The 19,375-nt window shown below is 65.5% G+C and carries 15 protein-coding genes; 4 read left to right on the top strand and 11 right to left on the bottom strand.

Annotation, left to right across the window (positions count from 1 at the left end; translation table 11 throughout):
* Window positions 1-299: 299 nt before the first annotated feature.
* The 3 genes from VWZ87_RS02045 to VWZ87_RS02035 all read right to left on the bottom strand — a co-directional run bounded on the left by VWZ87_RS02045 (window position 300) and on the right by VWZ87_RS02035 (window position 4,272).
* The gene (locus VWZ87_RS02045; protein ID WP_340547822.1) at window positions 300-2,174 is read right to left on the bottom strand and encodes a polysaccharide biosynthesis protein; all 1,875 of its coding nucleotides are present in this window, start codon (window positions 2,172-2,174) and stop codon (window positions 300-302) included.
* Window positions 2,175-2,683: 509 nt separating this feature from the next.
* Window positions 2,684-3,295 carry a sugar transferase gene (locus tag VWZ87_RS02040; RefSeq protein ID WP_416535217.1) on the bottom strand — a complete coding sequence of 204 codons (612 nt, stop codon included), beginning with the start codon at window positions 3,293-3,295 and terminating at the stop codon, window positions 2,684-2,686.
* Window positions 3,292-4,272 carry an NAD-dependent epimerase/dehydratase family protein gene (locus tag VWZ87_RS02035; protein ID WP_416535216.1) on the bottom strand — a complete coding sequence of 327 codons (981 nt, stop codon included), beginning with the start codon at window positions 4,270-4,272 and terminating at the stop codon, window positions 3,292-3,294. The genes VWZ87_RS02040 and VWZ87_RS02035 overlap by 4 nt, the downstream gene beginning before the upstream one ends.
* A 98-nt stretch (window positions 4,273-4,370) precedes the next feature.
* On the opposite strand from VWZ87_RS02035, the gene VWZ87_RS02030 reads away from it, so the two are divergent.
* Entirely contained in the window at window positions 4,371-5,510 is a 1,140-nt protein-coding gene (locus VWZ87_RS02030) for a polysaccharide biosynthesis/export family protein (protein WP_340547819.1), read from the top strand.
* Between the two features lie 51 nt (window positions 5,511-5,561).
* Here the strand turns inward: VWZ87_RS02030 and rfbA are convergent, their stop codons facing one another.
* From rfbA to rfbC, 5 genes are all read right to left on the bottom strand, one after another.
* A complete protein-coding gene (rfbA, locus tag VWZ87_RS02025) occupies window positions 5,562-6,434 on the bottom strand; it encodes a glucose-1-phosphate thymidylyltransferase RfbA (RefSeq protein WP_340547817.1) in 873 nt (290 codons plus the stop codon).
* Window positions 6,431-7,279: a dTDP-4-dehydrorhamnose reductase gene (rfbD, locus tag VWZ87_RS02020; protein ID WP_340547816.1), complete on the bottom strand. Its 849-nt coding sequence runs from the start codon at window positions 7,277-7,279 to the stop codon at window positions 6,431-6,433. Before rfbD ends, rfbA begins: the two co-directional genes overlap by 4 nt.
* Window positions 7,276-7,749, bottom strand: a complete 474-nt coding sequence (locus tag VWZ87_RS02015; RefSeq protein WP_416535215.1) for a metal-dependent hydrolase — start codon at window positions 7,747-7,749, stop codon at window positions 7,276-7,278. Before VWZ87_RS02015 ends, rfbD begins: the two co-directional genes overlap by 4 nt.
* 124 nt (window positions 7,750-7,873) lie before the next feature.
* Entirely contained in the window at window positions 7,874-8,926 is a 1,053-nt protein-coding gene (rfbB, locus tag VWZ87_RS02010) for a dTDP-glucose 4,6-dehydratase (protein WP_416535214.1), read from the bottom strand.
* A 3-nt stretch (window positions 8,927-8,929) separates the two neighbouring features.
* A complete protein-coding gene (gene rfbC / locus VWZ87_RS02005; protein WP_416535213.1) occupies window positions 8,930-9,484 on the bottom strand; it encodes a dTDP-4-dehydrorhamnose 3,5-epimerase in 555 nt (184 codons plus the stop codon).
* A gap of 211 nt (window positions 9,485-9,695) precedes the next feature.
* Here rfbC and VWZ87_RS02000 point away from each other — a divergent pair, with 211 nt between their 5' ends.
* Together VWZ87_RS02000 and VWZ87_RS01995 are read left to right on the top strand one after the other, a co-directional pair.
* Entirely contained in the window at window positions 9,696-11,147 is a 1,452-nt protein-coding gene (locus VWZ87_RS02000) for a M10 family metallopeptidase C-terminal domain-containing protein (RefSeq protein ID WP_416535212.1), read from the top strand.
* Window positions 11,148-11,572: 425 nt separating this feature from the next.
* Entirely contained in the window at window positions 11,573-12,919 is a 1,347-nt protein-coding gene (locus tag VWZ87_RS01995) for a M10 family metallopeptidase (RefSeq protein ID WP_416535211.1), read from the top strand.
* A 95-nt stretch (window positions 12,920-13,014) separates the two neighbouring features.
* Here the strand turns inward: VWZ87_RS01995 and VWZ87_RS01990 are convergent, their stop codons facing one another.
* Entirely contained in the window at window positions 13,015-15,201 is a 2,187-nt protein-coding gene (locus tag VWZ87_RS01990; RefSeq protein ID WP_416535210.1) for a calcium-binding protein, read from the bottom strand.
* 278 nt (window positions 15,202-15,479) lie between these two features.
* Between VWZ87_RS01990 and VWZ87_RS01985 the strand changes: the two genes are divergently transcribed.
* Window positions 15,480-16,748, top strand: coding sequence for a DUF2793 domain-containing protein (locus VWZ87_RS01985; protein ID WP_416535209.1), 1,269 nt, complete (start codon window positions 15,480-15,482; stop codon window positions 16,746-16,748).
* A 16-nt stretch (window positions 16,749-16,764) separates the two neighbouring features.
* Here VWZ87_RS01985 and VWZ87_RS01980 read toward each other — a convergent pair whose 3' ends face one another.
* Window positions 16,765-18,186 (bottom strand): mannose-1-phosphate guanylyltransferase/mannose-6-phosphate isomerase, encoded by a 1,422-nt coding sequence (locus tag VWZ87_RS01980; protein WP_416535208.1) that lies wholly within the window; start codon window positions 18,184-18,186, stop codon window positions 16,765-16,767.
* A 126-nt stretch (window positions 18,187-18,312) separates the two neighbouring features.
* Window positions 18,313-19,302, bottom strand: coding sequence for a GDP-L-fucose synthase (gene fcl, locus VWZ87_RS01975; protein WP_374015687.1), 990 nt, complete (start codon window positions 19,300-19,302; stop codon window positions 18,313-18,315).
* Window positions 19,303-19,375 lie beyond the last annotated feature (73 nt).

Genomic DNA, 19,375 nt, shown 5'->3' with positions numbered 1-19,375 from the left:
GATCACGGGCGGGCTGCCTTGTTGTCTGGTCGGGGCTTCGGAGGGTCCGAGAATCGGCGGGCCGATCCGCAGCTCTGCGCCCCGGGGGCGCGGTTGGCCCGGTTAGACCACAAAAGCCGCAGGCGGATCAACGATCTGGCCAGCGCCGACGCCTGCCGGAGATCGACCTGTGACCGGCAAACTATAGTGTCTGCGCATTCCTCCCGATGACCGCTCCCCAGTTCCCGCCCCCAGTTGCCATCCCCGGTTGTCGGCGCTGTCCGTCAGCGCGACGGGCGATGTGACAGGACACCGGGTCGTCAGGAGGTCTTGCGCGCCTCTTCGGGGGTGCGGTAGCCCTCGACCCAGCGTTTGATCAGCGCCCGGGCCGCGCCTTCGTCTCCTGCTGCCACTGCCTGGCGCAATCCGCGGATCAGCGCGGCGACCTCGATTTCCGACAGCACCGCCTCACGGGCGCAGAAGATCTTCTGATGGCGGGTGGTGATCAGGTCCGAACTCAGCGTCAGCTCTTCCTGCATCTTTTCGCCGGGGCGCAGCCCGATGATCTCGATGGCGATATCGCCGTCGGGATCCTCATCGTCGCGCACCGAATAGCCGGCACTTTCGATGACCTGACGGGCCAGCTGCAGGATCGAGATCGGCTCGCCCATATCCAGCACAAACACCTCGCCACCCAGCGCCTCGGCGCCGGCCTGAAGCACCAGCTGCACCGCCTCGCGGATGGTCATGAAATAGCGTTTGACGCGCGGATCGGTGACGGTGACCGGCCCGCCGCGGCTGATCTGCTCCTGAAACAGCGGCACCACCGACCCCGAGGAGCCGAGCACATTGCCAAAGCGCACCATGGTGAAGATGGTGCCGGGATTGCGGGTGGCCAGATCCTGCACCACCAGTTCCGCCATCCGCTTGGAGGCGCCCATCACATTGGTCGGGCGCACCGCCTTGTCCGAGGAAATCAGGATAAAGCGTTCCACCCCGCTGCGCGCCGCCGCGCGGGCCAGGGTTTGCGTGCCAAAGACATTATTGGCCAGACCGGGCAGCGGGTTGGCCTCCACCAGCGGCACATGTTTATAGGCCGCCGCATGCAGCACCACCTGCACGCCGTGATCGGCCAGCACCATGCGCACCTGGCGCGGATCGGTGACCGAGCCCAGCACCGGCACCAGGTCGATACCGGTGCCTTCCAGCTGCTGCTCCAGCTCCTGATGGATGGTGTAAAGCGCCAGTTCCGACAGCTCGTAGAGCACCAGTTTGCGCGGCCGGCAGGCCAGCACCTGACGGCAGAGTTCGGAGCCGATGGACCCGCCGGCGCCGGAGACCAGCACCACCCGGTTCTGATAGGACCCGCTGGCCTCCTGCAGGGGCACATCGCGGGTGGCCCGACCGAGGAAATTCTGCGGCGCGACGGGTGTCAGCTTGTCCACCAGCGCCTCTTCGCCGATGAGCTGGGCAAAGGAGGGCAGCGCCTGTACCTCCAGCCCGATCCGCTGCAGGCGCTGAATGATCTGGGCCTGTTTCGGCTGGCTCTGCGAGGGCATCGCCAGCAGCACCCGTTTGACCTGGCGGGCCTCGGCCAGCTCGGCGATGCGGGCGGGCGGGAACACCGGCAGCCCCACCAGCGTCACCCCCTGCAGCGAGGTATTGTCATCGACAAAGGCGACAGGATCAATGCCGTCATGGGCCTTCAGCGCCTGGGCCAGCTGGGCGCCGGTGGTGCCGGCCCCGTAGATCAGCACCCGGCAGCGCGGCTGGGCGCGCCGGTAGATCGCCACCACCACCTGATAGAGCAGCGCCCGCGCGGCCAGCAGGCAGAGAAAATAGGTGGTGGCAAAAACCACATGGGTGCCGGGCGGCAGATCCGGACCAAACAGCAGCGTGAGCCCCGCCGTGGCTGCGGCGGTGATCGAGGCCAGCAGCGCGGTCAGCCCGACGGCATGGCGCTCATAGGCGTTGAGCTGCACCTTGGGCAGCCCCAGCCACAGCGCCACCGCCGCCGCCAGCGCCAGCACATAGGGCAGCACCGGCAGCATGGCCGCCAAGGTGGCCAGCGCCGATCCCGGCAGCGGCAGCACCAGAAAGGTCAGGAACAGCGCCAGCGGGATCAGGGTGAGATCAATGGTGAGAAAGATATAGGATTTCTGTTTGCGTGACAGCGCACTGATCAGATTGAACATCCCTGGCCGTCCCCGCTTCCAGTCCCCGGTGGCCGCCTGCAGTCCGGGGCGGCCCGTCGATATGTCCCGATGTCGCGCCGAAGTCACCCCGATGCACATCGTTTCAAATGTGTTTTTATCAATCCCCGCAGCAGGTCCCCGGACCCTCATGCGCTGGGTCTCTCTGGCTGCGGGCCTATGTTTCTTTGGTCCAACCTTCGGGCCCTGTCCAGGAAATCCAGCCTGAAACATCCAAAGGTCATCCGGAGATCACTTTAGACCCATTTAGGGGCTAATACAAAACCGCAACCAGCAAAAAAGCGCCGCCTGCCGGTGATTTGCCCGGTGATTTGCCCGTTTTGCCGCGCCGGTGACCTGCCCCGAGCCTTGATGCCGGTTCTGAAGGCCCCGGTGCCGCCGGAGTGGCGGAGGTGGCGGGTCCCCTGCCGCTCCGGGGGGGCGATATGGGCCCGTCCGGCGGGAAACGGCCGCTCCGGGGGGCGAATCATCGGATCCCCGCAGACCTGTTCTCAGCCGCGCCGGAACAGGTTGCCGATAGTCTGAAACACCAGGTCAAAATCGTAGCACATGCTCTGGTGGCGCTGGTAGATCAGGTCCAGCCGCGCCTTCATCGGCACGCAGAGGCGGGAATAGACCTGATCGGTTTCCTCGGCGGTGGTGCAGCGCGCCAGCAGGGCGGCCTCATGCCGGTGATAGGTGATCGAGGCCAGGCCGGTGACGCCGGGGCGCGATTTCAGCACCCGGGCATAGAGGTCGGGATTGGCCTCGACATATTGGCGCAGCGGCGGGCGCGGCCCGACAAAGGACAGATCCCCCTTGAGGATGTTCCACAGCTGCGGAAACTCATCCAGCCGCCGGGCGCGCAGCCAGGCGCCTGTTTTGGTGATGCGGGCCGATTTGTCGCCGCCGGAGACGCCGGTATCCTGGTCCACCACCTGCATGGTGCGCAGTTTCCACAAGGCAAAGGGCTGATCGACGCCCTTCATCCGCTCGGCCACATAAAACAGCGGGCGGCCTTCCTTCAGCAGCAGCCAGGCCAGCAGCGCCAGCAGCACCGGGCCCAGCACCACCACCAGAAGGCTGGCAAAGAAGAGATCAAAGAGGCGTTTGCGCCAGGTCATATGCGGGGATCCTTATCGGAAACGGAAGGGGACAACAGGCCCAGTCCGCGCGCCTCGGCCACCAGATCAGCCGCTGTGGCAACAGGCAGGCAAGCTGGCAGATCTGCGGCGGGTGCAGGCTCTGGCGTCAAAAGCCCGATCAGCCGGCTGACGTCAAGCTGCACCTCGGCAATGGCGTCACCCGGCGCGGGCCTGCGGGCAAACTCCAGCCCCGCCGCCTGCAACAGATCGCCCATTGCCACCAGCCCGGGCTGGGCGATGTTCAGCACCTGTGGCAGCGCCGGGCTGGCGATCAGGGCGGCCAGCACCTCGGCCAGGGTCCGCGGGCCGATATAGCTGCGCCGCGGCGTCTGCCCATCGGCAAATTGATCCAGGCGGAACCCGGCCCGCCAGCCACCAAGAATGGCATCAAAGCCGGCAATATTGCCAATCCTGAGCAGGGTGACATCCAGTCCCAGCTCTGTGGCGCGGGCGCAGGCGGCCTGTTCCATCTCGGCCTTGGCGACGCCATAGGGGGCCAGCGGCGCCAGCGGGGTGTCTTCCCGCAGCGGGCCGGGGGTCGCGCCATAGACCGCCGCCGAAGAGGCCAGCAGCACCCGTGGCGCCCCTGCCCCTGCTCCTGCGTCGCGCGCCCGCGCGGAGGCCTCCAGCGCAGCCAGCGCCAGGTCGCGATGCTGCACCAGCTGGCCCGCCCTCAGATCGCCGCCCGCCGTGCCGCCGGGCACCGGCCCCGCCAGGCAGAGGATCGCCGCACAGCCCACCGCCGCCTGCAGCAGCGCTTCGGGCTCTGCCAGCGGCTCGAAAACATGCCAGCCCCGGCCGTCGGGACCGGTCCCGACAGGCGGGCGGCGGCGCTGCCAGCGCAGCCCCTGCTCCGGCCCGCTCCACTGGCTGTGCAGGAGCCCGCCGATCCGCCCCGAGGCGCCCATGATCAATACCGGAGCCAATACGGGGATCAATATGGGTGGAAAACGCATCAGCCCCCCTGTTACCGTTGCCCTTGCGGTTGACGCAGTCTGCATGCCCAGTATCTTGCGGAGAACAAAAATCAAGCCGTTTTCGGACAAGGACTCTCATGCGCCGCCTCACCCTCCTGCTTGCCGCTCTTGGGCTTGCCCTGTTGCCGGCCGCCTGTGGCCGCCTGCCCGGTGGCGCTCCCGCCAGCGAAGAGATCCTGAAAACCGCCGATGATGCGGATGCCGATTTTGCCCTTTATCCGGTGACCCGCGCCTTTCTGCCCACCGTGGCGCATTGGCCCGAAACCGGACCGCAAAGCGGCGGCGGCCAGAGCGGCAAGCGCCCGCTGAAATGGATCGGCGCCACCCGAGGCGCCAAGACCCAGATCATCCAGCCCGGCGACCTGCTGACCCTGCGGATCTGGGACAGCAGCGACAATTCCCTGCTGACCACCCCGGATGAGAAAATGGTGCAGCTGCAGGATGTGACGGTGGCGGCCAATGGCAGCATCTTCATGCCCTATGTGGGCAATGTGAACGTCAACGGGCTGACCCCGGATCTGGCCCGTGAAAAACTGCAGCGCGAGCTGGAAACCATTGTTCCCTCAGCCCAGCTGCAGCTCGATATGACCGAAGGCCGCAGTAATTCGGTGGATCTGGTCAGCGGCGTCACCACCCCCGGCACCTACCCGATGCCCGATCGCAATTACACGGTGATGGGGCTGATCGCGGCTGGCGGTGGCATCAGTGCCAGCCTCAACAACCCGCAGATCCGCCTGGTGCGCGGCAGCAGCATCTATGGCACCTCGGTGGAGGCCCTGCTCAATGATCCGCGCCGCGACACGCTGCTGCGCGGCGGTGACCGGGTGTTTGTGGAAGAGGATGCGCGCTATTTCCTGTCCTTTGGCGCCACCGGCCGTGAGGATCTGCACACATTCACCAAGGATCAGATGTCGGCGATGGATGCGATGTCGGTTGCCGGCGGGTTTCAGGACAGCCGCGCCGATCCGCAGGGCCTGCTGGTGCTGCGCGAATACCCCGACAGTGCGCTTGCCCCCGGTCAGCGCGGCCCGCGCCAGGCGCGGGTGGTCTTTACCCTTGATCTCACATCGGCCGACGGGTTGTTCTCGGCCCGCCGCTTCCAGATCAATTCCGGCGACCTGCTGATCGCCACCGAGGCACCAGTGAACGACGCGCTGACCATCTCCAATATCATCGGCAATTTCTTCGGCGTCTTCAGCCGCGCCGGGGTGCTCTGATCGGCGCCTGCTGCTGCGCCCGGCCTGAGGCGGAGCCGTGTCGCGCTCTGATCAGTCCAGCAGCCGTTCCAGATAGGCACCATAGGCGTTTTTGGCGAACATCTCGGCGCGGGTGCGCAGCTGGTCGGCGCTGATCCAGCCCGCCTCATAGGCGATTTCCTCGGGGCAGCCGGTCTGCAACCCCTGGCGCTCCTGCAGGGTGCGCACGAAATTGCCGGCATCCAGCAGCGAGCCATGGGTGCCGGTGTCCAGCCAGGCATAGCCGCGGCCCATGGTCTCCACCCGGAGGGCGCCTTCGTCCAGATACATCTGCAACAGATCGGTGATCTCCAGCTCGCCGCGCGGGCTGGGGGTGACCTGCCGCGCCCGCTGCGGCGCGCTGCCGTCCAGGAAATACAGCCCCGTCACCGCATAGTTCGACGGCGGCACAGCGGGTTTTTCGATGATCTCGCGGGCGCGGCCCTCGGCGTCGAAATCCACCACGCCATAGCGTTCGGGATCGGCCACGTGATAGCCAAAGACGGTGCCGCCGCTGGTCTGCGCATCCGCCGCCGCCAGCAGTTTCGGCAGGCCATGGCCAAAGAACACATTGTCCCCCAGCACCAGCGCCGAGGGGGCGCCGGCCAGGAACTCTTCGGCCAGCACAAAGGCCTGTGCCAGACCGTCCGGGCTGGGTTGCTCCACATAGGTGAGATGAACGCCCCACTGGCTGCCATCGCCCAGAAGCCGGGTGAACTGATCCTGATCCTGCGGCGTGGTGATCACGCAGATCTCGCGGATGCCCGCCAGCATCAAGACCGACAGGGGATAATAAATCATCGGCTTGTCATAGAGCGGCAAGAGCTGTTTGCTGACCGCCATGGTGATCGGATAAAGCCGCGTGCCCGAGCCACCGGCCAGAATGATACCCTTACGTGCTGTCATGCCTGCGCTCCCAGATCCTTCAGAATATCCCTCAGCCCGGCCCGCCAATCCGGGCGTGTGATGCCAAAGACCTTCTCCAGCGTGCTGCAATCCAGCCGTGAGTTCAACGGTCGCCGCGCCGGGGTCGGATAGGCCGTACTGGGAATTTCCGCCACCGCACAGGGGAGTTTCGCCTCGGCGAAAATCTCGGTGGCGACCCCGGCCCAGCTGGTCTCGGGCTGGCCTGCAAAATGATAGGTGCCGGATTTTTCCGGCGCCGTCATCAGCTGGCGGGCGATCTCCACGCAGGCCGCCGCAATGGCCCGGGCCGGGGTCGGCGCGCCGATCTGGTCGGCCACCACACGCATCCGGTCGCGGTCCTGGCCGAGCCGCAGCATGGTCTTGACGAAATTGCTGCCATGGGCCGAGACCACCCAGGAGGTGCGCAGGATCACATAAGCCCCCCCGGCCAGGCGCACGGCGGCCTCCCCGGCCTGTTTGGACCGCCCATAGGCATTGACCGGCGCCACCGGCTCATCCGGGTGCCAGGGGCTGCTGCCCTTGCCGTCGAAAACATAATCGGTGGAGAGGGTGACAAAGGGAATGCCCAGCATGGCGCAGGTCTCGGCCATGACGCCGGGGGTGCTGCCATTGATCACCGTGGCCAGGTCCTCTTCCGCCTCGGCCCGGTCCACAACCGTATAGGCCGCCGCATTGATCACCGCGGCAGGGGCATGGGCGCGGATCATCTCGGCGCAGGCCGCAGGATCCGTGAGATCCGCCTGATCGCGGCCGAGGCAGAGAATATCATCATGCGCCGCCAGTTCCCGCGCCACCTGGCCGGTCTTGCCAAAAACGAGGATCATATACGGCTTCCTTTATGCCATAGATACAAGGCTGTAGCCCAGATAGCCAGTTCCAGAACAAAGGTCCAATGCAGCAGAAAGGACAAAACCCAATGAGGCTGGCTGGCTGGTATCTCCACCAGCGTATAGAGATGATCATTAAGCGGCGCGCCCCACAGGATGCCGCCACCGATGGTGTCCAACACCATATGCAGGAAGAGGGCGGCAAAGAACACCAACGCCGGGAGCAGCAGGGGGCGGGCAAACAAGGCCAAAACCGGCAGAACCAGAGCCGCAATAGCCCCCCAGAAAGCGGGCACATGGACCCAATAGCGGTGATGATGAATGCTGCCCTGATCCACGAAATGGAACCACAGCATGTCAAAATCCGGCAGCACCGCGCCAATGAGCGCGGCGGGCATCAGCAGCCGGTGCTTCTCAGGCGCCAGCCGTGCCAGAACATAGCCGGAGGGCAGATGCGCGGTCAGCATGAGGGAGCGCTATACGGAAGAAATACCGCCCGACCGTTAGGCCGGGCAGCGCCCGACCCTCCCCACGGGAGGGCGCTTCGCACCCGCCCAGGCTCGGGCGCTGCCCTTTGTGGTCTATCTGCCGTCACTTTCCCGTCCCCAACCGCTGGCCGACCCCGTCGCGGCTTTGCAGCGCGCGCCACCAGGCCTCATTGTCGAGATACCATTGCACCGTGCGCGCCAGCCCTTCCTCCACGGTGACGCTGGGCCGCCAGCCCAGTTCATCGCGGATACGGGAAGGGTCGATAGCATAGCGGGCATCATGGCCCGGCCGGTCGGTCACAAATGTGATCTGGTCCTTGTAAGATCCCCCGTCATCCCGGGGCCGTTTCTCGTCGAGGATCGCACAGAGCGTCTCGACCAGCTCCAGATTGCTCCGCTCATTCTCGCCGCCGATATTGTAGCTGCGCCCCACGCGCCCCTCGGACACCACCAAGAGCAGCGCATCGGCGTGATCCTCCACATAAAGCCAGTCGCGCACATTGGAGCCATCGCCATAGATCGGCAGCGGCCTGCCTGCCAGCGCATTGAGGATCACCACCGGGATCAGCTTTTCGGGGAAATGAAAGGGACCGTAGTTGTTCGAACAATTGGTCAGCACCACCGGCAGCCCATAGGTCTCGTGCCAGGCGCGCACCAGATGATCGCTGGCGGCTTTGCTCGCGGAATAGGGCGAGCGCGGATCATAGCCGGTCTCTTCGGTGAACAGCACATCAGGGTCGGCAGGCAGGCTGCCATAGACCTCATCGGTGGAGATGTGATGGAACCGGAAGGCCTCCGGGCGGCCCGCCTCGCTCCAGTATTTCCGCGCCGCTTCCAGCATCTGATAGGTGCCGGTGATATTGGTCTCGATGAAATCCCCGGGGCCGTCGATGGAGCGGTCGACATGGGATTCCGCGGCCAGATGCATCACCACATCCGGGTGATGTCGGGCAAAAACAGTGTCTAATGCGGCGCGATCACGGATATCGACCTGCTCAAAGGCATAAAGCGGGCTGTCCGCCACAACCGCCACATTGTCCAGACAGGCGGCATAGGTCAGCGCATCGAGGTTCACCACCTGATGGCCGCGCGCCACCGCCAGTCGGACGACGGCCGAGCCGATGAAACCCGCCCCACCTGTCACCAAAATCTTCATCTCTTATCCTTCCCACACGAAGGGGCTGTCGAAATCTTCAAACCGGGGCGCCCTGGCGTCCTTGTCGGACAGGACCGGGCTGCCGTCAAACCCCCAGGTGATGCCGCAGCTGTCCCAGGCCACCCCGCCGTCACACTCCGGCGCGTAGTAATCATTGCATTTATACAGCACCTCGGTATGCGGCAGGCGGGTGATGAACCCATGCAGGAACCCGGCCGGGATCAGCAGCTGGCGCCCGTTTTCCGCCGACAGCTCCACCCCGGTCCAGCGCCCATAGGTGGGCGAGCCCTTGCGGATATCCACCGCCACATCAAACAGCGCCCCCTGGCCGCAGCGCACCAGCTTGGCCTGGGCATGGGGCGGCGCCTGGAAATGCAGCCCGCGCAGGGTGCCCGGCTCCATCGACAGCGAATGATTGTCCTGCACAAAATCGAAATTGAGCCCCGCCTCGGCCATCCGCGCCCGGTTCCAGCATTCGGAGAAAAACCCCCGTGCATCGCCAAACCGCGCCGGTGTCAGGATCTTCACCCCCGGCAGGTCCGTGTCCTCAATCTGCATGTCCTCTCCCCCCGATCTGCTGCCGTGGTCCTGTCCTCTGTCCTAACGCCCAGACGCCGGTGATGCCACGGGAAAGGCACATATTGTGGTCCCAACCCACTCTGCGGCTGCCTGACAGCGGGCCCATATGGGATTTCATGAACAATTAAAGGTTTGGACACAGCGCCCTGCTAGGCTCCCCGGAAACGGGCTCATAGCAGGCAGGGATGATATGCCGACATATCAGGATTACCGCGCAGTTTTGATAGATGACGCCACCGGCTGGCATGATGGCTCCGGCGTCATTCGCTATCAGTTCATCACCTCGGTGCCGGATTATTACGACTATGACCCGATCTGGGGAGATTATGACGTCGGCGGAGAATACCTGCCCGAGGGGGCGACGGTGAACATGGACCCCGCCGAACGGCAAATGATGTTGCAGGCGGTCGCAGCCTGGAACGAGGTGGCCAATCTCAACCTGATGCCCGCCGAGGGCGGGATGGCGGATCTGACCTTTGCCAGTGCCCATTTCGCCGATGACGGGCTGTTCGGCTTCATTTCCGATTTTCCCGAACCGGCTGATCTGGGCCGTACCCCATCGCTGGCCGGGGATCTCTGGATCAACAACAGCAACCCCGATCAATATGTGCCAAACATCGGCCCGATACTGGGGCATACCAGCTGGAACACCTATCTGCATGAGCTGGGCCATGCGCTGGGGCTGCGTCATCCCAATGAGCAGCCCGACAACCCCGACACCAACGGCCAGTTCACGGTGATGTCCTATGTCGCCCATCCGGGCGAGGCGGATCTGAGCTATAACGCGCAGGGCTGGGCGCTGACCCCGATGCTCTGGGACATGCAGGCGCTGCAGGCGCTTTATGGCGCCAATACAAGCACCCGCACCGATGCCACCAGCTATTTCGGGGCCGGCGACGGGCGTGGCGGCCAGGCCTATCAATACGGGGCGGATGAGATGACGCTGCGCGGTGCGGATGGGGTGGCGCGCAATGTCAGCCTGACCATCTGGGATGCCGGCGGCGCGGATCTGATCGACGCCTCCGATCTTGGCAGCAACAGCCGGATCGACCTGCGCCCGGGGCAGTATTCCACCATCGGCAGCCTTGAGAACAATGTCGCCATGGCCGCCGCGGTCCGGGTAGACGGGCGCACCGTCAACCTGATCGAGGACGCCTGGGGCGGGGTCGGCAATGACCATCTGATCGGCAATGGCGCCGCCAATACGCTGGTCGGCAACGCCGGGCGTGACACGCTGGCCGGGGCACGCAACAGCGATGTGCTGATCGGCGGGCAAGGCAGCGACCGGCTGCAGGGCGGCAAAGGCCATGACCTGCTGGAGGGCGGGCGCGGACGCGACACGCTGAAAGGCGGCGCCGGGCAGGATACGCTGGAAGGCGGCGGCGGCAATGACCGCATGGCCGGGGGACGGGGCGCGGATGTCTTTGTGTTCTCACAAGGGGCCGATGTGGTGATTGATTTTCAGGGCAACGACCGGATCGACATGGCTGCTGCCACCGGGGTGCTGGATTTTGCCGATCTGCGCGACAACCACCTTGAGGAAGACGGCGCAAATCTGGTGATCCGGGATCAGGACGGCCAGTCCCTGACCCTGCTCAACACGGCATTCGGTGATCTTGCGGCGGATGATTTCCTGTTCTGAGGGCGCCTCGGACCGCCGCCTTCAGCACCGATCCCTCTATCGCCAGACCTTCTGTCAGAAGATGAAAGCATCAGCCGGCAGGCCCCTGTCCTCAATCTGCAGGGATGCGCTCTGCTGGGCTCCCCTGCGCGCACGCTGCCAGAGCGGGCTTCTCTTATAATCTGCCCTCCCCTCAGTGTCCCGGATATCCCACGGTGGAGGGACAAAGAGGCGGATTTCTGACGCCTCTGTTCCAGGTGCGGATCTCTGCCCGCCATGGGTACCACCGCGCGGCCGTCCTTGCGGGGTGCGGCACCGTGCCCCTTTCCCCTGAGTGACCCAAGGGAATGCCGCCTCTGGCAAAAAATCTACTATTGCGAGATCTTTATCTACAATATGCACGTTTAACGTGAGTCTTGTTTCATTACAGATGGAAAGCAGATCCCATGCCGTTATATCAGGATTACCGCGCCCTTTTGGTCAGCAACACCGATGGCTGGCACGACGGGGATGACACGATCTCTTATGGCTTTGTGAGCCAGGTGCCAGGCTATTACCCCTATGACCCGGCCTTTGACGACTATGCTGTCAGGGCAGGCTATATCCCGGCCAGCGCCTCTGTTGCGATGGATGCGCGGCAACAGGCGCTGATGCTACAGTCAGTGGCAGCCTGGAACGAGGTCGCCAATGTCAATCTCACCCCTGCCGGACCCGGGGATGTGCTGGATATCGCCTTTGCCAGCTACGGGTTTGACAACACCGGTCTCTTTGGCTTTGTCGCCAATTTTCCCGATGCAGATGATCTGGGCACGGAGGCCTCTATGGCCGGGGATCTCTGGATCAACAGCAGCAACCCCAATCAATATGTGCCGGGCATCGGCCCGATACTGGGGCATACCAGCTGGAACACCTATCTGCATGAGCTGGGCCATGCGCTGGGGCTGCGTCATCCCAATGAGCAGCCCGACAACCCCGACACCAACGGCCAGTTCACGGTGATGTCCTATGTCGCCCATCCGGGCGAGGCGGATCTGAGCTATGACGCGCAGGGCTGGGCGCTGACCCCGATGCTCTGGGACATGCAGGCGCTGCAGGCGCTTTATGGCGCCAATACAAGCACCCGCACCGATGCCACCAGCTATTTCGGGGCCGGCGACGGGCGTGGCGGCCAGGCCTATCAATACGGGGCGGATGAGATGACGCTGCGCGGTGCGGATGGGGTGGCGCGTAATGTCAGCCTGACCATCTGGGATGCCGGCGGCGCGGATCTGATCGACGCCTCCGATCTTGGCAGCAACAGCCGGATCGACCTGCGCCCGGGGCAGTATTCCACCATCGGCAGCCTTGAGAACAATGTCGCCATGGCCGCCGCGGTCCAGGTAGACGGGCGCACCGTCAACCTGATCGAGGACGCCTGGGGCGGGGCTGGTGATGACCTGCTGATCGGCAATGAGGCCGCCAATACGCTGGTCGGCAACGCCGGGCGTGACACGCTGAAAGGCGGCGCCGGGCAGGACAGGCTGGAGGGCGGCGAAGGCAATGACCGCATGGCAGGAGGCCAGGGCGCCGATGTCTTTGTGTTCTCACAAGGGGCCGATGTGGTGATTGATTTTCAGGCCGAAGATCGCATCGACATGTCCGCCGCCACCGGGGTGCTGGATTTTGCCGATCTGCGCGAGGATCACCTCGAGATCCGCAACGCCGATCTGGTGATCCGGGATGACAACGGCTGGTCCCTGACCCTGCAGAACACCGCGTTCGAGGATCTCAGGGCGGATGATATCCTGTTCTGAGGGCCCGGCCCGTCAAGCTCTGAGCAGGTTCCGGGCACGTCCGGGAACCTGCTCTTGGGGCGGCCCTCTGCCTATTTCCGACAGCCGATAGCGGATCAGAAGATAAAGTCATCGGCCGTCAGGTCTGCGGCGATCTGATCGAGCAGCAGGATCTCCCCCGCCCCGGTCTGGATCAGCGTATCCTCGCCCTGCTGCTGCAGGCGCAGATCCCCCAGATCCTCGGCGATGCCCGCCCGCGCCAGACGTCCAAGGTGGATCACATCCACTCCTTGCGTGAAATCGCGGATCCTGTCGCTGCCGTGGCCCGCCCCAAAGACAAAGACATCGGCACCCTGGCCGCCCACCAGAAGATCATTGCCGCCGCCGCCATCCAGCGTGTCATTGCCCTTCTGGCCAAACAGCTTGTCCCGGCCGCTCTGGCCCAGCAGCCGGTCGCCCTGGGCACCGCCGCGCAACAGGTCGTTCTGGCCGCCGCCGCGCAGCAGATCCGCATCGGATCCGCCCAGCAGCCGGTCGCCGCCGCGTCCGCCATCCAGCGTGTCACGGCCAGCCCCGCCCACCAGAAGATCGCGCGCACCCTGCCCCAGCAGCACGTCATTGCCCGCCCCGCCGCGCAAACGGTCGCCGCCCTGACCGCCCAGCAGCCGGTCATGGCCCGCATCGCCCCAGAGACTGTCGCGCCCGTCGCCACCCAGCAGCGTGTCATTGCCCCCCAGCCCGTTGATCTGATCGCCGACGCTGCGCGCAGCAATCCGGTCGGCGCCGCCGCTGCCATAGCGCATCGGATCCGGTGCCTCTGCGGGGGGCAGCATCCGGTCGGCAAAGACAAACCCCCCGGCAAAAAGATCCGCCGCATCCAGACTGCCGCCATCGGCGCTTTGCACCACAACCTCGGTGCGGCTGCCATCCGCTGCCTGATGGGTGATCACGGCGCCATCGCTGCGGCTGCGGATCTGCAGCCCATCCAGGCTGCGCAGCCCGTCAAACCCCGACAGATCCAGACTGTCCTGCCCGGTCTCGAAATCACTGATGTGCAGGCTGCCACTGCGCCCCTCCTCGGCCGGGCGCAGCACGAAGACATCCGCCCCCGCGCCGCCGCTCAGCACTGCACCGATGCCGCCCGCCAGCACATCCGCCGCGCCGGTGCCGCTGATCCGGCCGCCGGCGGTGGTGATCACATCGCCCAGCTCTGCCAGCGGCAGGGTGAACTGCGACAGCCCCTCGGCCGTGCCGGAGCTGGCAAAGATCTGCAGATCCCCCCCCACCACCGCCGCCGCCAGCGCGGTGACATTCTCCAGCCCCAGCCCGGCCTCGCCGGCATTGCTGGCATGGGCGAGGCTCGTGACATGCACCAGCTGGCCCTCCGGCAGGATCCGAAACAGCGCCAGACCGTCGTCGCTGCCTGCCGCCAGCACCAGCATCTCGCCGGCGACCTCGACCACCTCCAGCGCGGTGACCCCGCCAAAACGGGTGGCGGCGGTGTCCAGCACATGATCGCTCAGGGTCATCTGACCATCGCGCCCCAGCGCAATCAGGCTGAGCGAGCCGCTGCCCGCCGCCGCCAGCACCGCCCAGCTGCTGCCAAAGGCGGAGAAGCTCTCCACCGCGGTCGGTTCGGCCAGCCCCAGCCCATCCGCCGCGCCAAGGCTGTCGGCCACCTGCAAAGCGCCGCTCTGCGGATCGATCCGGTAGCTCAGCAGCCCCTGTTCAATCCGGTCGGCCAGCAACAGCAGCTGCGCGCCGCCGCCCAGGTCCGCCAGCTCCAGCGCCACCGCGCCGGGGCGGTCATAGGCCGCCGCGCCGCCCGCCTTGGCCACCTCCGCGCCGCCCGCCCCCAGCTGCCAGCCGCTCAGCCGGCCATTGGCCAGCCCGTAGACCACCGATCCCCCGCTGCCAAGGCTGCCAACCACCGTGGCGTCCAGCCCCGCAGCCCCCGCCCCCGGCAGGCTGTCCTGCTGCTGCGCCGACAGCTGGCCATTGCCGCCGATCTGATGAAACGCCAGGGCGCTGCGGGTGCTGCCCTCGACCAGCAAACGCGTCTCGCCGCCGATCTCGGCCAGGGTCGCCTCGCCCCCCGCCAGCCCCAGCGCGCGATGATAGACCGTATCGCGCAGAACCGGCGTGCCGCCTCCCAGGCTGTAGCTGGCAATGCCGCCATTCAGCCCGCTGACCGCAAACAGCTGCACCGCGCCATTGGTGCCCTGATGGATTTCCAGATCGCGCAGATCGCTGTCCAGCAGCAGATCATTGGCTCCGAACCGTCCTGCAAATCGTAGATCCATCTGTGTTGCTCCCGCGCTACCTGATCACCAGACCCGCCGGAGTTGCATTTCCGGGGGCAGGATCAGCCTCACGGGGAGAGGCGGCGGCAGAGCGGACGGGAATGGGGCAGAAACGCGGCTATTGTTTACATATTGAAGACAATCCCCACGGTCAGGCGCGGAGGAAACAGTCACCCCCCCGCAAAAGGGGTGTTGCAGAGCGGGCGCGCGCCCCCTTAGGGGCCGGGTGATCCGACTGGGGCATTCTGGCGCCATCCCCGCGATCAGGAGCCGCCAGAATGCCAGACATCACCCCAGACACCCTGCCCCAGACCACCCCTCTTCTTGCCCTGCCCTATCTGATGCCCGCCCAGGCGCAGAAACATGTGACCCATAACGAGGCGCTGCGCATGCTGGATGCGCTGGTGCAGCTGCGGCTGGAGGCCATTGACGCCACCACCCCGCCCGCAACCCCGGCCGAAGGTGCGGCCTATGGGCTGGCCGACAGCCCGGCCGATGCCTGGGCCGGACAGGGCGGGCGGCTGGCGATCTGGCAGGATGCCGCCTGGCAGTTCCTGACGCCACAGCCCGGCTGGCGCGCCTGGGTGCCGGCGGATCAGGCGCTGCGGGTCTGGGATGGCACCCAATGGCAGCTGCCGCCGCTGAGCGGCGACCGGCTCGACCAGCTGGGCATTGCCACCGATGCCGATGCCACCAACCGCCTGTCCCTGCGCAGCCCCGCCAGCCTGCTCAGCCATGATGGCGGCGGCCATCAGCTGAAGATCAACAAGGCCTCGGGCAGCGATACCGCCAGCCTGCTGTTTCAGTCGAACTGGACAGGCCATGCCGAGATGGGGCTGGCGGGCAATACCGATTTCACCGTGAAACTCTCTCCCGATGGCAGCAATTGGGAGGCCGCCATGGTGCTGAAATCCGCCAATGGACGTGCCGGCTTTGGCACCTATGATCCCGGTGCCCGTCTGGAGATCAGCGGCGATGACAGCACGCTTCTGGCGCTCACCGCGACGGGCAGTTCGCAGGATTATCTGACCGCCGGCGATGGCAGCGGCGCGATGTTCCGCCTGGCCCAGAATGGCAATGGCTATTGCGATGGCGCCTGGACCGGCGGTGGCGCGGATTATGCGGAATTCTTCGAATGGGAGGATGGCAACCCGGACGGAGAAGACCGGCGCGGCCTCGCGGTGGTGATGGCGGGTGACCGGATCCGCGCCGCAAGCCCCGGCGAGACGCCGATCGGGGTGATTTCCACAACCCCGTCGATCCTCGGCAATGACGACGGCGGGCGCTGGCAGGGTCGCAGCCTGCGCGATGGCTTTGGCGCCATGCTGCGCGATGCCGGCGGCGCGCCCTGCCTCAACCCGGCCTATGACCCCACCCGCCCCTATCGCAGCCGCGCCGAACGTGCGGAATGGGCCATGGTCGGGCTTCTGGGCCGGCTGCGCCTGCGCACAGGCCAGCCCACCGATCCCCGCTGGATCCGCCTGCGCGCCCTGCCCACCAGCCAGGACACCCCCGCCGAAGGGCTGGAGGAATGGCTGATCCGTTAGCCAGGGCAGGCGGTTGTCACTTGCGGGCGTAGATATCCTCGTAGCGGATGATGTCATCCTCGCCGAGATAGCTGCCGGTCTGCACCTCGATGAGGACCATCGGCACCTTGCCGGGGTTCTCCATCCGGTGCACCGCGCCCAAGGGAATATAGACCGACTGGTTTTCGCTCACCAGCTGTACCCTGTCATCCACCGTCACCTTGGCGGTGCCTTCGACCACGATCCAATGTTCCGAACGGTGGTGATGGCTCTGCAGGCTGAGCGCCGCGCCGGGGTGGACATGGATGCGTTTCACCTGGAACCGTTCGCCCACCACCAGGCTCTCAAACCAGCCCCAGGGCCGGTGATCCTTGGGGAAGGCCTCGGCCTGGCGGGCGGATTTCGCCTTCAGCGCGCTGACCGCCTGTTTGACGTCCTGCGCGCGGGAGGCATGCGCAACAAGCACCGCATCGGGCATTGCCACGGCAATCACGTCTTTCAGCCCGATGCCGACAACCTCCAGCCCGTCATCCTCCGAGCGCAGCAGGCTGTTGCTGCACTCAATGGCGGTGGCGCGGCCCTGGGTGACAATGCCATCGCCATCCGGCCCGCTTTCGCGCCAGACCGCATCCCAGCCCCCCAGATCGGACCAGCCGCCCGCATAGGGCACCACGGCGAGATTCTCTGCCCGCTCCATCACCGCATAGTCGATGGAGATATCCGCGGCCCCGTCCCAGGCCGCCGGGTCCAGCCGCAGAAAGCCCAGATCCGGCTCCCCCTGCTCCACGGCGTCCTGCACCGGCGCCATCAGATCCGGCGCATGGGTCTCAAAGGCGGCGATGATCGCCTTCACCGAGAACAGGAAGATGCCTGCGTTCCACAGGAACTGACCGGAGGCCAGCATATCCTCGGCGGTGGCCAGATCCGGTTTCTCGACAAAGCGTTTCAGGCCGATCACCTTGGGGCTGAAATCACCGGGATCGCCATCCAGTTCGAGATAGCCATAGCCGGTCTCGGCCCGGTCCGGTTTGATCCCGAAGGTGACCAGCTGGCCTGCCCGCGCCGCCGGTTCCGCCGCCGCCACCGCCGCACGAAAGGCCGCCGCATCGGGCACCACATGATCCGAGGGCGCCACCAGCATCAGCCCCTCCGGGTCGCGCGCCCGCAGCCAGAGGGCCGCCGCCAGCACCGCAGGCGCGGTGTTGCGTCCCGCCGGTTCGATCAGGATGGCGCCCGGATCAATGCCCGCCTCGGCCAGCTGTTCGGTGACAATGAAGCGGAAATCGGAATTGGTCAGCACCATCGGAGCCGCAAACCCCTCGCCCGACAGGCGCAGGGCGGAGGCCTGAAACAGCGTGGTCTCCCCGACCAGGGGCACAAATTGCTTTGGGTAGCTTTTGCGCGACAGCGGCCACAGCCGTGTGCCCGAGCCGCCGCACAGAAGAATGGGGGTGATCATGAGCTGTCCCTTTCCGACCGGTCTGCGGGTCTTAGTCTGACCTGTTTGAGGCAAATGTCTGCCCATTTTTCAGGCCATCTCCCTGTCTTTTCTGGGCCTTTTTTGCGGCGATGGCCAGCGGGCTGGTCATTTGCTGCGCAACCGCTCCGGATCCTGCTGCAGATACCACGCATAGGTCTGGGCAATCCCGTCGCGCAGCGCAATCTCGGCCTGCCAGCCCAGCCGGGCCAGCCGCGAGACATCCATCAGCTTGCGCGGGGTGCCGTCGGGCTGTTCCGGGTTGGTCCGGATCTCGCCGTCAAAGCCCACCACCCCGGCCACCATCTCGGCCAGCTCCAGGATCGAGATATCCTGCCCGCAGCCGACGTTGATATGGCTCAGCATCGGGCTGGTTTCGCGCTGGTAGGTCGCCGGGTCCAGATCCAGCACAAACAGCGAGGCCGCCGCCATGTCATCCACATGCAGGAATTCGCGCCGCGGCGTGCCGGTGCCCCAGATCGTCACATGATCCTCGCCCGCCCGTACCGCCGCATCAAAACGGCGAATGAGCGCCGGCAGAACATGGCTGTTTTCGGGGTGGAAATTGTCGCCCGGCCCATAAAGATTGGTCGGCATCACCGAGCGGTAGTCGCGACCATATTGGCGGTTGTAACTTTCGCAGAGCTTGATGCCCGCGATCTTGGCAATGGCATAGGGCTCATTGGTGGCCTCCAGCCGATCCGTCAGCAGCGCCGCTTCGGCCATCGGCTGGGGGGCATGTTTGGGATAGATGCAGCTGGATCCCAGCTGCAACAGCCGCTCAACCCCATGCTGATGGGCGGCATGGATCACATTGCATTCGATCATCAGGTTTTCATAAATGAAATCCGCCGGATAGGTGTTATTGGCATGGATGCCGCCCACTTTGGCCGCCGCCAGCACCACCTGATCGGGGCGTTCTGCGGCAAAAAAAGCCTGCACCATGGCCTGATCGGTCAGATCCAGCTCGGCGCTGGTCCGGGTGATCAGCTGGATGTCGTCTCCGGCCGCGCGGCGCGCCTGCAAGCGGCGCAGGATGGCGCCCCCCACCATGCCACGGTGGCCGGCCACATAGATTTTCACAGCGCTGGTGCCCATATCCTCAGCCCTCGGTGCTGACCGGCAGGTCCATGCCGTGTTCTTTCAGCAGGGCGTGGCGGCGGGCGGTTTT

The organism is Phaeobacter sp. JH20_37 (assembly GCF_048056015.1).
Taxonomy (GTDB): Bacteria; Pseudomonadota; Alphaproteobacteria; order Rhodobacterales; family Rhodobacteraceae; genus Phaeobacter; species Phaeobacter bryozoorum.
Note: the sequence above shows the minus strand (reverse complement) of the source record. Positions and strands in the feature narration are given on the sequence as shown.

Bases quoted from the DNA above. Each gene is read 5' to 3' on its own strand.
- VWZ87_RS02045 (WP_340547822.1), bottom strand. From the start codon at position 2,174: ATGTTCAATCTGATCAGTGCGCTGTCACGCAAACAGAAATCCTATATC.
- VWZ87_RS02040 (WP_416535217.1), bottom strand. From the start codon at position 3,295: ATGACCTGGCGCAAACGCCTCTTTGATCTCTTCTTTGCCAGCCTTCTG.
- VWZ87_RS02035 (WP_416535216.1), bottom strand. From the start codon at position 4,272: ATGCGTTTTCCACCCATATTGATCCCCGTATTGGCTCCGGTATTGATC.
- VWZ87_RS02030 (WP_340547819.1), top strand. From the start codon at position 4,371: ATGCGCCGCCTCACCCTCCTGCTTGCCGCTCTTGGGCTTGCCCTGTTG.
- rfbA (WP_340547817.1), bottom strand. From the start codon at position 6,434: ATGACAGCACGTAAGGGTATCATTCTGGCCGGTGGCTCGGGCACGCGG.
- rfbD (WP_340547816.1), bottom strand. From the start codon at position 7,279: ATGATCCTCGTTTTTGGCAAGACCGGCCAGGTGGCGCGGGAACTGGCG.
- VWZ87_RS02015 (WP_416535215.1), bottom strand. From the start codon at position 7,749: ATGCTGACCGCGCATCTGCCCTCCGGCTATGTTCTGGCACGGCTGGCG.
- rfbB (WP_416535214.1), bottom strand. From the start codon at position 8,926: ATGAAGATTTTGGTGACAGGTGGGGCGGGTTTCATCGGCTCGGCCGTC.
- rfbC (WP_416535213.1), bottom strand. From the start codon at position 9,484: ATGCAGATTGAGGACACGGACCTGCCGGGGGTGAAGATCCTGACACCG.
- VWZ87_RS02000 (WP_416535212.1), top strand. From the start codon at position 9,696: ATGCCGACATATCAGGATTACCGCGCAGTTTTGATAGATGACGCCACC.
- VWZ87_RS01995 (WP_416535211.1), top strand. From the start codon at position 11,573: ATGCCGTTATATCAGGATTACCGCGCCCTTTTGGTCAGCAACACCGAT.
- VWZ87_RS01990 (WP_416535210.1), bottom strand. From the start codon at position 15,201: ATGGATCTACGATTTGCAGGACGGTTCGGAGCCAATGATCTGCTGCTG.
- VWZ87_RS01985 (WP_416535209.1), top strand. From the start codon at position 15,480: ATGCCAGACATCACCCCAGACACCCTGCCCCAGACCACCCCTCTTCTT.
- VWZ87_RS01980 (WP_416535208.1), bottom strand. From the start codon at position 18,186: ATGATCACCCCCATTCTTCTGTGCGGCGGCTCGGGCACACGGCTGTGG.
- fcl (WP_374015687.1), bottom strand. From the start codon at position 19,302: ATGGGCACCAGCGCTGTGAAAATCTATGTGGCCGGCCACCGTGGCATG.